Origin of the sequence: Streptomyces sp. CBMA156 (assembly GCF_014596515.1) — a bacterium.
Lineage (GTDB): Bacteria > Actinomycetota > Actinomycetes > Streptomycetales > Streptomycetaceae > Kitasatospora.
In genome coordinates this window covers 1-14,197 of record NZ_MSJQ01000276.1, presented here as the reverse complement: position 1 = coordinate 14,197, position 14,197 = coordinate 1, and the positions used below count along the sequence as shown (strand labels likewise).

Below are 14,197 nucleotides of genomic sequence, written 5' to 3'. Positions count from 1 at the left end.
CCGCGCGGCCGCCGGCGCGGACGCGGGGCCGTACGGGCCGGGGAGCAGCCGCCGGAGTCCGACCTCGCGGCCTGACGCCCCGTAGGCACACGGGCCGGCGCACGGGTCCGCGTGCGGTCAGTCCGGCTCGGCGCCGTTCTCGGCGAGGTGGTCGGCCCCCTCGCGGCGGGCCAGGTCGCGCGAGCGGCGGGCCGGCGAGTACCAGCCGCAGCTACAGGTCGCGAAGGCGAAGGAGCCGCGCTCGCTGACCGCGAGGCGGTGTTCGGGCATCCGGGTGGTGCCGGGTGCGGCCGGCAGCTCACTGTGCACGTGGTTCACCGTAACGCGCCGGACGGGTGCCGCGCGACGCCCGCCGGCACCCGGGCACCCGTAACCCCTGGCGCCCCAACTCGTTTACCCGGAAAGAGTTCTGCCCACCCGGTGGTGTCCGGCAGGGCAGTCGGGCCCGAGGGGGTTGTCGCGGGAATGAAGATGACCGACCAGCAGCACACCGGACGGCCGGCACGCCGTCCGGGTCCGCACCTGCGCTCGGCGGCCGGGGCCGCCCTGCTCGTCGCCGCCCTGGCGGCGGGGGCCGCCGGCTGCGCGGCCGGCTCCGGCGGCGGTTCCTCCGACCAGCAGTCGGGCGCCCCCGACCAGCTCGTCGCGGACCCGCTGACGGCGGTGCGCAACGCCGCCGACATCACCGGCCGCACCGGTTCCGCGCACACCGCGACCGAGCTGGTCACCGAGTCCGCCGAGAAGAAGGCCTCGTTCAGCGGCACCGGCGGCTACGACTACGTGAAGCGGATCGGCCGACTGGAGGTCCAGGTGCCGCCGGGCGCGGCGACCACGGGGAAGATCGTCGAGGTGGTCCTGCCGGGCACCGTCTACCTCCAGAACAGCGGCGCCAAGGTCCCCGAGGGCAAGTGGGTCAAGCTGGACGTGCGCCAGCTGCCGGACGGCAACCTGGTCAGCAGCGGCGCCACCGACCCGGCCTCGGCGGCGGGGGCGCTGCGCGGGGCGCAGAAGGCGGAGGCGGTCGGCTCCGAGACCGTCGACGGGGTGGCGCTGCACCACTACCGGGGCACCCTGGACCTGGCCAAGGCGGCCGACGCGACCGGTGGCCGGGGCGGGGACGGGCTGCGGATGGGCGCGCAGACCTTCACCGTCAGGGAGGTGCCGTACGACGCCTGGCTGGACGACCGGGGCCGGCTGCGCAAGGTGGTGGAGGTGTTCACCTTCGCCGGGGTGGCCGGGTCGAAGGAGCCCAGGGACCAGGTGAAGGTGACCTCGGCGACCTCGCTGACGGACTTCGGCAAGCCGGTGGAGGCGGCCGAGCCCTCGGCCTCGGACATCTACCAGATGAAGCCGACGGAGAGCCCGAAGTAGGGCGGGTGGTCCGGCACGCCCTGGGCCACCGGGGCAGCGCTCCGGCGCCGGGGCGAGACGGAGCGCCGCCGGGGCGGGTGGCCGTCCGGGGAGCGACGGCCACCCGTTTCGGCGGCGCCGAGATGGCCCGTCCGTGCCATGTGGACGGGCCCCGAAGTGCCTAGGCTGGACTCCGGGTGGCTGCCGCCCGGGCTGGCGAGGCACTGAAGGGGTGGTGCAGGTGGTGTCGTCCACGGGCGGCCGCAGCGGCGGCCACGACGACGCGGCCCTCGACGAGATCGATCTGGCCGGCGAGCTGATGATCGCCGCGACGGCCAGCTCCGGCGACCGGCTGCCGACCGAGCGGATCGACGAGGTGCTGCTCGACCGAACCGAACCCGGACGGGGCGACCGGGAGGCCGACGGCTAGCGGGCCCCGCGGCGGACGGCCGGAGCGACGGACGGCCGGAGCACCGGAGTGCCGGCGGCTCAGCTGCGCAGCAGGCGGCTGATCGCCGCGGTGGCCTCCGCCACCTTGGCGTCCAGTTCGGCGCCGCCCTCCTCGGCGGCCGCGGCGACGCAGTGCCGCAGGTGCTCCTCCAGCAGGGAGAGCGCGAAGGACTGCAACGCCTTGGTGCTGGCCGAGACCTGGGTGAGCACGTCGATGCAGTAGACGTCCTCGTCGACCATGCGCTGGAGGCCGCGGATCTGGCCCTCGATCCGGCGCAGCCGCTTGAGGTGGGCGTCCTTCTGCGCGCTGTAGCCGTGCGGGCCGTGCCCTCCGGCCGTGTGGCCGGCGTGCGGGTCGGTCCCCTGCGCGTGCTCCGGCTCGGTGCGCGCTTGCGTCGTGGTCATCGGCCCCGCCTTCGTCTCAGTGCCTGGTGGCTGCGTCGGCCACCAGTCTCCAACACCCGGGCCTTCCGTGGTGTTCCGACGGCCGACCCGGCATGTGCCACGGAGTCGGGGAGGGGTGCCCCGCGGTTCACCCGTCTGAGCGGCGCCCCGGTCTTCCGCACGCACGACGGGGACAATCCGGGCGAGGTTCCGTCAGACTGGGCCCGTATCCGTACGTGGCGGTGCGGTCCGGATCAGCCGGTGCGGCAGCCGAACGGAAGGGGAGGATCCGGCTCCTTCCCCGACACCCCGTTTGCATGATTGCGCTTGGTTGCACCTAGCATCGTTCAGTCCCTACCCCGCACATCGGAGATTTCCGTGCGTTTTAGCCTGACGCCGAAGGAGACGAGCTTCTACGACATGTTCGCCGCCGCGGCGGAGAACCTCGTCGTCGGATCGAAGCTCCTCTTGGAGCTGCTGGGATCAGACGTGTCGGCCCGCGCGGAGATCGTCGAGCGCATGCGCGCCGCCGAACACGCCGGGGACGACACCACCCATGCCGTCTTCCACCAGTTGAACTCGTCCTTCATCACGCCCTTCGACCGCGAGGACATCTACAGCCTCGCCTCGTCGCTGGACGACATCATGGACTTCATGGAGGAGGCGGTCGACCTGGTCGTCCTCTACGACATCCAGACCCTGCCGAAGGGCGTCGAGCAGCAGATCGAGGTGCTGGCGCGCGCCGCGGAACTCACCGCCGCGGCGATGCCCAACCTGCGCAGCATGTCCAACCTCACCGAGTACTGGATCGAGGTCAACCGGCTGGAGAACCAGGCCGACCAGATCCACCGCAAGCTGCTCGCCCACCTGTTCTCCGGTCAGTACGACGCCATCGAGGTCCTCAAGCTCAAGCAGGTCGTGGACGTCCTTGAGGAGGCGGCGGACGCGTTCGAGCACGTCGCCAACACGGTGGAGACCATCGCCGTCAAGGAGTCCTGACCCTCGTGGACATGGCAGCACTCATCGCCGTCGTCGGCGTTGCGTTCTTCTTCACGTACACCAACGGCTTCCACGACTCGGCGAACGCGATCGCCACCTCGGTCTCCACCCGGGCGCTCACTCCCCGGGCGGCACTGGCGATGGCCGCGGTGATGAACCTGGCCGGCGCGTTCCTCGGCAGCGGCGTGGCGCACACCGTCTCCAAGGGCATCATCGAGACCCCCACCGGCGACCGGGGGATGGCGATCCTGTTCGCCGCCCTGGTCGGGGCGATCGCCTGGAACCTGGTCACCTGGTACTTCGGTCTTCCGTCCTCCTCCTCGCACGCGCTGTTCGGCGGCATGGTGGGCGCGGCGCTGGCCGGCGGGGTCGACGTGATCTGGAGCGGGGTCCTCGACAAGATCATCATTCCGATGATCGTCTCCCCGGTGGTCGGCCTGGTCGGCGGCTTCCTGGTGATGCTGGCGATCCTGTGGATCTTCCGCCGGGCCAACCCGCACAAGGCCAAGCGCAACTTCCGGGTCGCCCAGACCGCCTCGGCCGCCGCGATGGCCCTGGCGCACGGCCTCCAGGACGCCCAGAAGACGATGGGCATCGTGGTCCTGGCCCTGACCATCTCCGGCCACCAGTCCGGCAACGGGATCCCGGTCTGGGTGAAGATCTCCTGCGCGGCCATGCTCTCGCTGGGCACCTACGCGGGCGGCTGGCGGATCATGCGGACGCTCGGTCGCAAGATCATCGAGCTGGACCCGCCGCAGGGCTTCGCGGCCGAGGCGACCTCCGCCACGGTCATGTACATCACCTCGTTCGTCTTCAAGGCGCCGATCTCCACCACCCACGTGATCACCGCGGCGATCATGGGCGCGGGGGCCACCAAGCGGGTCCGCGCGGTGCGCTGGGGCGTCGCCAAGAACATCGTGCTCGGCTGGTTCATCACGATGCCGGCGGCCGCCATCGTCGCAGCGCTGATGTACTGGTTCGTCCACCTGTTCTGGGGCTGACGGCCCCGCAGGAAGCGTGAACGGACAGGGCCCGCCCCCACATCTCGGGGGCGGGCCCTTTTCCATGTCCCGTGGCGGCACCGCCATGCAGCACCACGGGACAGCTCGCGGTCCGTCACGCGCGACGGCGGCGCCCGTGACGGGGTGTCCGGTCTAGCCGAAGCGGCCGGAGATGTAGTCCTCGGTCGCCTGGACCTGCGGGTTGGAGAAGATCCGCTGGGTGTCGTCCAGCTCGACCAGCTTGCCCGGCTGGCCGACGCCGGCCAGGTTGAAGAAGGCGGTGCGGTCGCTGACCCGGGCCGCCTGCTGCATGTTGTGGGTCACGATGACGATGGTGAACTGCTCCTTCAGCTCGCCGATCAGGTCCTCGATGGCGAGGGTGGAGATCGGGTCGAGCGCGGAGCACGGCTCATCCATCAGCAGGACCTGGGGCTCGACCGCGATGGCGCGGGCGATGCACAGGCGCTGCTGCTGGCCGCCGGAGAGGCCGGCCCCCGGCTTGTTCAGCCGGGTGTGGACCTCCTTCCAGAGGTTGGCGCCCTTCAGCGAGCGCTCCACCACCTCGTCCAGCACGGACTTCTTCTTGACGCCGGCGAGCCGGAGTCCGGCGATCACGTTGTCGTAGATCGACATGGTGGGGAACGGGTTCGGGCGCTGGAACACCATGCCGACCGCGCGGCGCACGGCGACCGGGTCGACGTTGGAGGCGTACAGGTTCTCGTCGTCCAGGAGGACCTTGCCCTCGACCCGGGCGCCCGGGATCACCTCGTGCATCCGGTTGAGGGTCCGCAGGAAGGTGGACTTGCCGCAGCCGGAGGGACCGATGAAGGCGGTCACCGAGCGGGGCTCGATGCTCATCGAGATGTCCTCGATGGCCTTGGTGGTGCCGTAGAAGGCCGACAGTCCGCTGACGTCGATGCGCTTGGCCATGATCGTTGCTTCTCTCGTCTGTCTCGTACGTCAGTCGGTCGCTCAGTGCCCGCCCTTGGGCGAGCGCCAGCGGGCGATGCCCCGGGCGATGAGGTTGAGCCCCATCACGAAGGCGATCAGCACCAGCGCGGCACCCCAGGCACGGGCGTAGCCGTAGTCGTTGTTCACCTGCGAGTACTGCGTCCAGATGTACATCGGCAGGGACTGCTGCGGTCCGTCGAACGGGTTGTTGTTGATGTAGTCGGCGCCGAACACCAGCATCATCACCGGGGCGGTCTCGCCCGTGATGCGGGCGACCGCGAGCATCACACCGGTGGTGATGCCGCCGATCGCGGTGGGGAGGACGACCCGCAGGATGGTCTTCCACTTCGGCACGCCGAGCGCGTACGAGGCCTCGCGCAGCTCGTTCGGGACGAGCTTCAGCATCTCCTCGGTGGACCGGACCACGACCGGCATCATCAGGATCGCCAGCGCGAGGCTGCCCGAGAAGCCGGAGTAGCCGAAGCCCAGCGCGAGGTTCCAGAGCGAGAGGATGAACAGACCGGCGACGATCGACGGGATGCCCGTCATGACGTCGACGAAGAAGGTGACCGACTTGGCGAGCGTGCCGCGGCCGTACTCGACCAGGTAGACGGCGGTCAGCAGACCGATGGGGGCGGCGATCGCGGTGGCCAGGCCGACCTGCTCCAGGGTGCCGATCAGCGCGTGGTAGATGCCACCGCCGGGCCCGGACTGGATCACGCCCTTCATGGAGTGGCCCAGGAAGTCGGCGTCGACCACGTCGAGGCCCTGCTGGACGGTGTAGAAGGTCAGGGCGACCAGCGGGACGACGGCCAGGATGAAGGCGACCCAGACCACCGAGGTGGCGAACCGGTCCTTGGCCTGCCGGCGGCCCTCGATCCCGGCCGAGAGGGCGTAGCTGATCAGGAGGAAGAGCAGGGCCGAGATCAGGCCCCACTGGAGGTGGCTCTCCAGGCCGCCGACCAGGCCGATCCCGCAGCCGAGCGCGATCGAGCCGGCGGCGACGGCGGCCGGGGCCCAGGTGGGCAGGCGGTTGGCGGTCAGTGGACGGCCGACGGGCCGGGCGTCCTCGACGATGTCGGTGACGGTCATGCGTTGGCCCCCGAGTACTCCTTGCGGCGGGCGATGATCAGTCGCGCGGCACCGTTCACCAGCAGGGTGATGACGAACAGGACGAGGCCGGAGGCCATCAGCGCGTTGCGGCCGTTGTCACCGGCCTCGGCGAACTTCAGCGCGATGTTCTGCGCGAAGGTGCCGCCGCCCGCGTCGAGGATGTGCGGCGACAGGACGTTGCTGGCGGACAGCACCACCGCGACCGCGATGGTCTCGCCGAGCGCGCGGCCGAGGCCGAGCATCGAGGCCGAGATGATGCCGGGGCGGCCGAACGGCAGCACCGCGGTGCGGATCATCTCCCAGCGGGTCGCGCCGAGCGCGAGCGCCGCCTCCTCGTGCATCCGCGGCACCTGTCGGAACACCTCGCGGGAGACCGCGGTGATGATCGGCAGGACCATGATCGCCAGCAGGATGCCGACGGTGAACAGGTTGCGCGGGGTGCCGGTCCTGGTCTGGTCGAAGATGTACGTCCAGCCCAGGTACTCGTCGAGCCAGCTGGTCAGGCCGTCCAGGTGCGGCACCAGGAAGAGCGCGCCCCAGAGGCCGTAGACGATGCTGGGGACGGCGGCGAGCAGGTCGACCAGGTAGGCGAACGGCTGGGCGATCCGGCGCGGCGCGTAGTGCGAGATGAACAGCGCGATCCCGATCGCCACCGGGACGGCGATCGCCATCGCGATGACGGCACTGACGATGGTGCCGAAGGCCAGGACGGCGATGCCGAAGACGGGCTTCGGGGCGTCCGGCGTCCACTCGAAGCTGGTGAGGAAGTTGCCCTCGTTGGTGCTCAGGGCCTGGACCGACCGCCAGGTCAGGAACGCGGCGATGGCGGCCATGATGACCAGCAGCAGGATGCCCGAGCCCCGGGCGAGGTTCATGAAGATCTTGTCGCCGACCCGGCTGTCGCGCGGCCGGCGTTCCCTGCCTCGCGGGGCGGCAGGGGAGGATGAAGTCATTGGTCTACTCCGGTCTGGTGGTGCCGCCCCGGGAAGGGGGTCGGCACCATGGCGGCGGTGCCCCGGACGTGATGCTGGGTGTGGTCCGTTCCGGTGGGGCGACCCCGGCCCCCCTCGCTCACGGGGCCGCCCCACCGGGGGTCCTAATCGGGTCAGGCCAGGGTGGCGATGACGCCGTTGACCTTGTCGGTGACGGCCTTCGGCAGCGGGACGTAGCCCTTCTCGCCGACGGCCTTCTGACCCGTCTCGCTGGCGGTGTAGGTCAGGAAGGACTTCAGGGTGTCGAGGGTCTCGGCCTTGTTGCCCTTGTCGCAGACGATCTCGTACGTGATCAGGACCAGGGGGTAGGAGCCCTCTTCCTTGGTCGCGTAGTCGAGCTTCAGCGCGAGGTCGCTGCCGGTGCCGGCGGCCTGCGCCTTGGCGATGGTGGCGGCGGCGTTCTCGGCGGTGGCCTCGACCGGCTTGGAGGCGCCCGTGTTGATCGCGGCGCTCTTCAGGCTGTTGGTCTGGGCGTAGGCCAGCTCGACGTAGCTGATCGAGTTCTTGACCTGCTTCACCTGGGCCGAGACACCGGCGCTGCCGTTGGCCGACTGGCCGCCCTTGCCCGCCCAGGCCTTGCCGGCCGGGTAGGACCAGGCGCCGCCGCCGGCGGCGGCGAAGTACTTGGTCAGGTTCTCGGTGGTACCGGCGTCGTCCGAGCGGTGGAAGGTCTGGATGTCCGCGTCCGGCAGCTTGGCGCCCGGGTTGAGGGCCGCGATCGCCGGGTCGTTCCACTTGGTGATCTGCGAGTCGAAGATCTTGGCGGAGGTCGGGCCGTCCAGGACCAGGTTGTCGACGCCGTCGACGTTGAAGACCAGCGAGATCAGGCCGCCGACCATCGGCAGGTCGATGCCCTGGCCGCCGGTGCAGACCGCCTTGGAGGCCTCGACCTCGGCCGGCTTCAGGGCCGAGTCGGAGCCGGCGAACTGGATCTTGCCCTGGTTGAACTGCTGGATGCCGGCGCCGGAGCCGCCACCCTGGTAGTTGATCGTGGTGCCGGAGCAGGCGGCGGCGAAGCTGGTCTTCCAGACGTCCATCGCGGCGCCCTGCGCGGTCGAACCGGCCGAGATCAGCGAACCGGGCTTGCCACAGTTGATCGCGCCGCCGGCCGCGGCGGAGCCGCTGGAGCCGCCGGCCGCGGTCGTGTTGTTGTTGTCCGACCCGCAGGCGGCGAGCGACAGCGAGCTGACGAGCGCCATGGCACCGATCGCGAGGGCCTTGGAGCGGCCGTTCCGCTGGAGCTTCACAGGGGTGTCCCTTTCTGTGGCATTGCCCTCTGCGCAGGCCGTACGGGTACGGCCCGACGCGGGTTTTGCTGTGGTCCGGGGCCTGTCCGGCCCTCCGGTGGTCCCGAAGTTAGGCCGGGTAAGTGACACGTCAGCCGGTCACAAGTGAACGTAGAGTGAACCTCGGAGGGATGACAGGAAACTACGTCAGGTAGTAACGGTTGCGTCACGGCAAGAGCGCGGAAAGATCACTTCCACTGTTCCTTCACCGGCGCCGCCCCCGCCGCCCGTACCGGCTTCGCCCCCAGGATCGCCAGCAGGGCGTCGACCAACGACCGGTCGTGGTCGTGGGTGAGCCGCGCACGCGCCTTCCCGGCCGGCAGCCACTCCAGCCGGTCCACCTCCCGGTTCGGCCGGAAGGACCCGCTCGCCGGCACCGCCGCCCAGTAGCGGACCTCCTTCGGACGGCCCTGCACCCGGTAGTGCCGGGCGGGCAGCTCGGGGCCCAGCAGGCAGCGGAAGCCGGTCTCCTCCCTGACCTCGCGCAGCGCCGCGTCGACCACGCCCTCGCCCGCTTCGAGCTTGCCCTTCGGCAGGCTCCAGTCGTCGTACTTCGGCCGGTGGATCACCGCGATCCGGGGCCGCCCCAGCCGGCCGCTCTTCTTCAGCCGGCCGGGCAGCCACAGCACCGCACCCGCCGCCAGGACCACCGGGGCGTGCCCCCTCCCCGGCGCGGCCTGGGCCTCCGCCAGGCCCCCGCCGGGGTGTTCGCCAGACCCTGACACCTCAGACCGTCCTCGGCGCGGCCGCGTGCCCCCAGGCATCGGCCGGGAGGAGTTCCAGCCAGCCGTCCGGGCCCGGCGGCAGCTCGGGCCAGCGCCGGCCGAAGGCGTACCGCGCCGACTCCACCTCCAGCCGCTGGTCGGCGTGCACCACGCCCAGCACGTACGCGGTCGCCGGGGTGATCCGCGGGGTGCGCGCCGCGGTGGCGGCGGTGACCGCGGCGTCCGCGGCCTCCTGCTGCCTGGCCAGCACCACGTCCAGCTCGTCCAGCTCGGAGGACGCGCGGCCGCACACCTCCAACGCGTACCTGGCCCGCTTCACCAGGATCCGCAGCCGGGCCCAGGGCGCGTCGTCGGCCGCCAGCGCGGTGTCCGCGTCCGTCGCGCCGCGGGACGCCGGCACCATGCCCAGCCGGCGCATCCCGTCCCCGCCGTACGGCGTCGCGGCCCGGTGCAGCGGCAGCTGCTGGGCACCCGCGGACAGCGCCGCGAACGCGGCGGCGGCCTGCGGCAGCAGCACCGCCGGGGCCCGGCCGCCCGCCGACTCCAGCAGCGGTGTCTCGCCGACCAGCAGGGTCATCCGGTCCGCCAGCGCGTGCAGCCGGGCGGAGCGGAGCTCCTGGAGCACCGTGGAGTGCGCCCTGGTCCTGGCCAGGGTCAGCTGCCGGTCCAGCAGCGCCCGCGCCTTGGGGGCACCCGCGTGGCCGGCCAGCATGCCCGTCCCGTCCGGGTCGGTGCCGCTCAGCGAGTCCAGCGCGCCCAGCAGCCGGGCCGAGCGGCGGATGTAGCCGGGCTCCAGCGCCAGCAGGTTGAGCAGCCAGCGCAGCTCGGTGCGCGACTCCTGCGCCCAGGTCTGCTCGAAGACCGAGCCGAAGGTGTGCAGCAGCCCGCCGACGCGCCGCACGGACCGCAGCAGGTCCGAGGTGCCGGCCGACGGGACGACCGAGGCCGTCCCCGGTCTGGCGCCGACCTCGCCCACCGCCAGCGGCAGCGCGCGCAGGAAGGCGCCGGCCTGGACGGTGAGGTGGCGGGAAAGGATGTCCCCGGCGGTCGCTGTGGAGGCCGCCTGGGCCGTCATCGGCGCTTCGGTCATGGCGTGGTAGATCCCCGTTCCCCCGGGGCGGTCCCCCGGAGCTGGTGGCCGACCGCCGGAACAGGTCCCCTTGCTGTTCCGGCGGCTTCGCATCCGTGGACGCGTCAGCGCGAGGTGGCGGCCCGGCGGCGCTGGCGCGAGTCGATCAGCAGGTCCTGGACGTGCCGCAGCTGCCCGCCCTCGCCGTCCTGCGAGCGGCGGGTCCACGCCCCGTCCGGCCCCAGGTGCCAGGACTCGGTCTCGTCCGACATCCCGAGGTCGATCAGCCCGGACAGCTCGGTGCGGTGCGCGGGATCGGTGATCCGCAGCAGCGCCTCGATCCGGCGGTCCAGGTTCCGGTGCATCATGTCGGCGCTGCCGATCCAGACCTCGGGATCGCCGTTGTTGCCGAACACGAAGACCCGGGAGTGCTCCAGGAAGCGGCCCAGGATGCTGCGGACCCTGATGTTGTCGCTCAGCCCGGGCACGCCCGGACGGATCGCGCAGATCCCGCGCACCCAGACGTCCACCGGCACCCCGGCCTGGGAGGCCCGGTACAGCGCGTCGATCAGGGCCTCGTCGACGATCGAGTTGACCTTGAGCTTCACGTACGCCGGGCGGCCCGCCTTGTGGTGGGCGATCTCGTTGTGGATCCGCGAGACCAGCCCGTCGCGCAGGCCGCGCGGGGCGGTCAGCAGGCGGCGGTAGGACTCGCGGCGCGAGTAGCCGGAGAGCCGGTTGAACAGGTCCGAGAGGTCCGCGCCGACCTGCGGGTCGGAGGTGAGCAGACCGAGGTCCTCGTACAGCCTGGCCGTCTTCGGGTGGTAGTTGCCGGTGCCGACGTGCGAGTAGCGGCGCAGGGTGTCGCCCTCCTGCCGGACCACCAGCGAGAGCTTGCAGTGCGTCTTCAGCCCGACCAGGCCGTACACCACGTGACAGCCGGCCTCCTCCAGCTTGCGGGCCCACTTGATGTTGGCCTGCTCGTCGAAGCGCGCCTTGATCTCGACCAGCACCAGCACCTGCTTGCCGGACTCGGCCGCGTCGATCAGCGCGTCCACGATCGGCGAGTCACCGGAGGTGCGGTACAGGGTCTGCTTGATCGCCAGCACGTCCGGGTCGGCGGCGGCCTGCTCCAGGAAGGCCTGCACCGAGGTGGAGAAGCTGTCGTACGGGTGGTGCAGCAGGACGTCGCGCTCGCGCATCGCGACGAAGATGTCCGGCTGGGAGGCCGACTCGACGTCGGTCAGCCCGCGGGCCGTACCGGCCACGAACTTCGGGTACCTGAGCTCGGGCCGGTCCAGGTCGGCGATGCCGAACAGCCCGGTCAGGTCCAGCGGCCCGGGCAGCGGGAAGACCTCGGCCTCGGTGATGTTCAGCTCCCGCACCAGCAGGTCCAGGATGTACGGGTCGATCGACTCCTCGACCTCCAGCCGGACCGGCGGGCCGAAGCGCCGCCGCATCAGCTCCTTCTCCAGGGCCTTGAGGATGTTCTCGGTGTCGTCTTCCTCCACCTCCAGGTCCTCGTTCCTGGTGACGCGGAAGGCGTGGTGGGCCAGCACCTCCATCCCCGGGAAGAGCTCCTCCAGGTGCGCGCCCATGACGTCCTCCAGCGGGACGTACCGCTGGGGCGAGGCTTCCAGGAAGCGGGCCAGCGACTGCGGCACCTTGACGCGCGCGAAGTGCTTGTGACCGGAGACCGGGTTGCGCACCACCACGGCCAGGTTGAGCGAGAGTCCCGATATGTACGGGAAGGGGTGCGCCGGGTCGACGGCCAGCGGGGTCAGGACGGGGAAGATCTTCTGCCGGAACAGCGTGTGCAGCCGGGCCTGCTCCTTCTCGGCCAGCTCCGACCAGCGGACCACCTCGATGCCCTCGGCGACGAGGTCCGGCAGCACCTCCTGCTGGAACGCGGCGGCGTGCCTGGCCATCAGCTCGCGCGAGCGGGTCCAGATCAGGTCCAGCACCTCGCGCGGCTGGAGGCCGGACGCGCTGCGCTGGGCGACGCCGGTGGCGATCCGGCGCTTGAGGCCGGCCACCCGGACCATGAAGAACTCGTCCAGGTTGCTGGCGAAGATCGCCAGGAACTTCGCCCGCTCCAGCAGCGGGATGCCCGGGTCCTCGGCCAGCTCCAGGACGCGCTCGTTGAACGCGAGCCAACTGCGCTCGCGGTCAAGGAAGCGGCCCTGCGGCAACGCTTCGAACTCCTCCTCGTCCGCGGCCGGCAGCTCCGGTGGAATGCCCAGCGCACTGGACATCCGGGCCGTCGGCGACAGCGGGGCAGAGACGGGGCGGGGGATGCTCATGGGCTCCAGCTCCTCCAGCAGCAGGACGGCGTCCGGACGCGTATGGCTCTGCGGGCCGTCGCCCTCGCCCCGGACCGAACCCGGGGACAGCACCCACCCTCCGGGTGCGGTCCGTACAGGACCGGCCGGTGCGTGGCGGTCGACTCTGCACGAGCGAGACACTACGGACTTCATCCTGTGATCTTCGCGGCAGCAATTGAATCCACGGTAAACACCGCATGGCCAGGAGGAAAGCTGAGTCGGTCGGGGCAAGGGATGTCGCCGCCCCGCCGCTCGCCCGCGGACCGTCCGGGGGCTCTCCCGGCCGCGACCGACAGAGTCGAAAGGCCCGGAGAACCGGTCCGCGGGCGCGGCGGCCCCGCAGACGCGACGGCTAGGCCGACCGGTCCGCCCGGTACGGGGCCCGGTACATGAGGTCCACCTCGTGAACGGTGAATCCCAGTCGTTCGTAGACGCGCACGGCGGCCGGATTGTCGGCGTCGACGTAGAGGAGGACGGTTTCCAGTCCGCGCTCGCCGGGGCCGGTGCCGGTCAGGTGACGCAGGCCCGCCGCGGTCAGCGCGCGGCCGAGACCGCTGCCCTGCTCGGCCGGGTCCACCCCGACCACGTACACCTCGCCGAGCTCGGGCTCGGTGGCGGTCGCCGGGTGCACCTTGGTCCAGTGGAAGCCGACCACCGTGCCGGCGCGGGTGGCGAGGAAGAAGCCGGCCGGGTCGAACCAGGGCTCGGCGATCCGCTCGGCCAGGTCCTGGCCGGTCCAGGAGCCCTGCTCGGGGTGGTGGGCGAAGGCCAGGGCGTTCAGCCGCAGCCACTCGGCATCGTCCTCCCCCGGACGGAAGGTGCGGAGCTCGATGCCCTCGGGGACGGCCACCTCCTCGGTCTGCGCGCCGGTGCGGCGCATCTGCCGCAGCTCGCGGACCAGCTCGGCGCCGTAGGCCCCGGCCAGGTGCCGGGCCGCCGGGTGGCCGCCGTGCACCCAGAAGTCCACCGCGTCGCGCCCCGCCCGGTGGGCCTGCGCCAGGACGGCGTCCACCAGTGGACGGGCCAGACCGCGGCCACGGGCGGCCGGGTCGACCACCAGCTCGGCGGCGGGGTTGGCGGTCGGGTCCTCCGGCACTTCGAGCTGGCCGTAGCCGACGACGGGTTCGGTCTCGGGGCCGCTCTCGGTCTCGGGACCGGTCCCGGTCTTGGTCTCGGTCTCGACGAGGTGGGTCACGCCCGGGCGGGGCGTCTCGGCGTTCCGCAGCCGGAGCCGGCCCTGTTCGGACAAGGCGGCCCGGCCGTCCACTGCCTGGGCGTCCGCCAGAACTCGCAGGGCGCCGTCGCGCTGCTCGGGCCGGAGCACATCGTCCGCAATGACCGCTGTCTGATCGTCCATGCCCTGACGATACGTCACCGGAAATGCGAAAAGCCCCTGATCCGTTGGGATCAGGGGCTTTTCGGAATAATTGTTCGGCGGCGTCCTACTCTCCCACAGGGTCCCCCCTGCAGTACCATCGGCGCTGTAAGGCTTAGCTTCCGGGTTCGGAATGTAACCGGGCGTTTCCCTCACGCTATGACCACCGAAACACTAT

14 protein-coding genes and 1 rRNA gene are annotated in these 14,197 nt (G+C 71.3%); 4 read left to right on the top strand and 11 right to left on the bottom strand.

Annotated features, from left to right (window positions below; translation table 11 throughout):
* Positions 1-117 precede the first annotated feature (117 nt).
* Positions 118-309 carry a hypothetical protein gene (locus tag BU198_RS23320; RefSeq protein ID WP_188298814.1) on the bottom strand — a complete coding sequence of 64 codons (192 nt, stop codon included), beginning with the start codon at positions 307-309 and terminating at the stop codon, positions 118-120.
* A 162-nt stretch (positions 310-471) separates the two neighbouring features.
* Between BU198_RS23320 and BU198_RS23315 the strand changes: the two genes are divergently transcribed.
* Together BU198_RS23315 and BU198_RS23310 are read left to right on the top strand one after the other, a co-directional pair.
* A complete protein-coding gene (locus BU198_RS23315) occupies positions 472-1,371 on the top strand; it encodes a hypothetical protein (protein WP_188298810.1) in 900 nt (299 codons plus the stop codon).
* Between the two features lie 220 nt (positions 1,372-1,591).
* On the top strand, positions 1,592-1,780 hold the full coding sequence (locus BU198_RS23310; RefSeq protein ID WP_223244828.1) for a hypothetical protein: 189 nt from the start codon (positions 1,592-1,594) through the stop codon (positions 1,778-1,780).
* 59 nt (positions 1,781-1,839) lie between these two features.
* Here BU198_RS23310 and BU198_RS23305 read toward each other — a convergent pair whose 3' ends face one another.
* Positions 1,840-2,205 carry a metal-sensitive transcriptional regulator gene (locus BU198_RS23305; protein WP_188298809.1) on the bottom strand — a complete coding sequence of 122 codons (366 nt, stop codon included), beginning with the start codon at positions 2,203-2,205 and terminating at the stop codon, positions 1,840-1,842.
* Between the two features lie 357 nt (positions 2,206-2,562).
* Here BU198_RS23305 and BU198_RS23300 point away from each other — a divergent pair, with 357 nt between their 5' ends.
* Both BU198_RS23300 and BU198_RS23295 read left to right on the top strand, forming a co-directional pair.
* The gene (locus BU198_RS23300; RefSeq protein WP_188298808.1) at positions 2,563-3,183 is read left to right on the top strand and encodes a DUF47 domain-containing protein; all 621 of its coding nucleotides are present in this window, start codon (positions 2,563-2,565) and stop codon (positions 3,181-3,183) included.
* A gap of 5 nt (positions 3,184-3,188) precedes the next feature.
* Entirely contained in the window at positions 3,189-4,184 is a 996-nt protein-coding gene (locus BU198_RS23295; protein WP_188298807.1) for an inorganic phosphate transporter, read from the top strand.
* 153 nt (positions 4,185-4,337) lie between these two features.
* On the opposite strand, the gene pstB is transcribed toward BU198_RS23295, so the two are convergent.
* The 9 genes from pstB to rrf all read right to left on the bottom strand — a co-directional run bounded on the left by pstB (position 4,338) and on the right by rrf (position 14,190).
* Positions 4,338-5,114 carry a phosphate ABC transporter ATP-binding protein PstB gene (pstB, locus tag BU198_RS23290; RefSeq protein ID WP_188298806.1) on the bottom strand — a complete coding sequence of 259 codons (777 nt, stop codon included), beginning with the start codon at positions 5,112-5,114 and terminating at the stop codon, positions 4,338-4,340.
* 42 nt (positions 5,115-5,156) lie between these two features.
* Positions 5,157-6,227, bottom strand: a complete 1,071-nt coding sequence (gene pstA / locus BU198_RS23285) for a phosphate ABC transporter permease PstA (RefSeq protein WP_188298805.1) — start codon at positions 6,225-6,227, stop codon at positions 5,157-5,159.
* Positions 6,224-7,201 (bottom strand): phosphate ABC transporter permease subunit PstC, encoded by a 978-nt coding sequence (pstC, locus tag BU198_RS23280; RefSeq protein ID WP_188298804.1) that lies wholly within the window; start codon positions 7,199-7,201, stop codon positions 6,224-6,226. Before pstC ends, pstA begins: the two co-directional genes overlap by 4 nt.
* A gap of 152 nt (positions 7,202-7,353) precedes the next feature.
* Positions 7,354-8,487: a phosphate ABC transporter substrate-binding protein PstS gene (gene pstS / locus BU198_RS23275; RefSeq protein ID WP_317620278.1), complete on the bottom strand. Its 1,134-nt coding sequence runs from the start codon at positions 8,485-8,487 to the stop codon at positions 7,354-7,356.
* Positions 8,488-8,714: 227 nt separating this feature from the next.
* Positions 8,715-9,218: an NUDIX hydrolase gene (locus BU198_RS23270; protein WP_411293224.1), complete on the bottom strand. Its 504-nt coding sequence runs from the start codon at positions 9,216-9,218 to the stop codon at positions 8,715-8,717.
* Positions 9,219-9,252: 34 nt separating this feature from the next.
* The gene (locus tag BU198_RS23265) at positions 9,253-10,341 is read right to left on the bottom strand and encodes a CHAD domain-containing protein (protein ID WP_188298802.1); all 1,089 of its coding nucleotides are present in this window, start codon (positions 10,339-10,341) and stop codon (positions 9,253-9,255) included.
* Positions 10,342-10,445: 104 nt separating this feature from the next.
* Positions 10,446-12,623, bottom strand: a complete 2,178-nt coding sequence (locus BU198_RS23260) for an RNA degradosome polyphosphate kinase (protein ID WP_188298811.1) — start codon at positions 12,621-12,623, stop codon at positions 10,446-10,448.
* Between the two features lie 373 nt (positions 12,624-12,996).
* The gene (mshD, locus tag BU198_RS23255) at positions 12,997-14,001 is read right to left on the bottom strand and encodes a mycothiol synthase (RefSeq protein WP_188298801.1); all 1,005 of its coding nucleotides are present in this window, start codon (positions 13,999-14,001) and stop codon (positions 12,997-12,999) included.
* A gap of 72 nt (positions 14,002-14,073) precedes the next feature.
* Positions 14,074-14,190, bottom strand: a 5S ribosomal RNA gene (rrf, locus tag BU198_RS23250).
* Between the last annotated feature and the right edge of the window lie 7 nt (positions 14,191-14,197).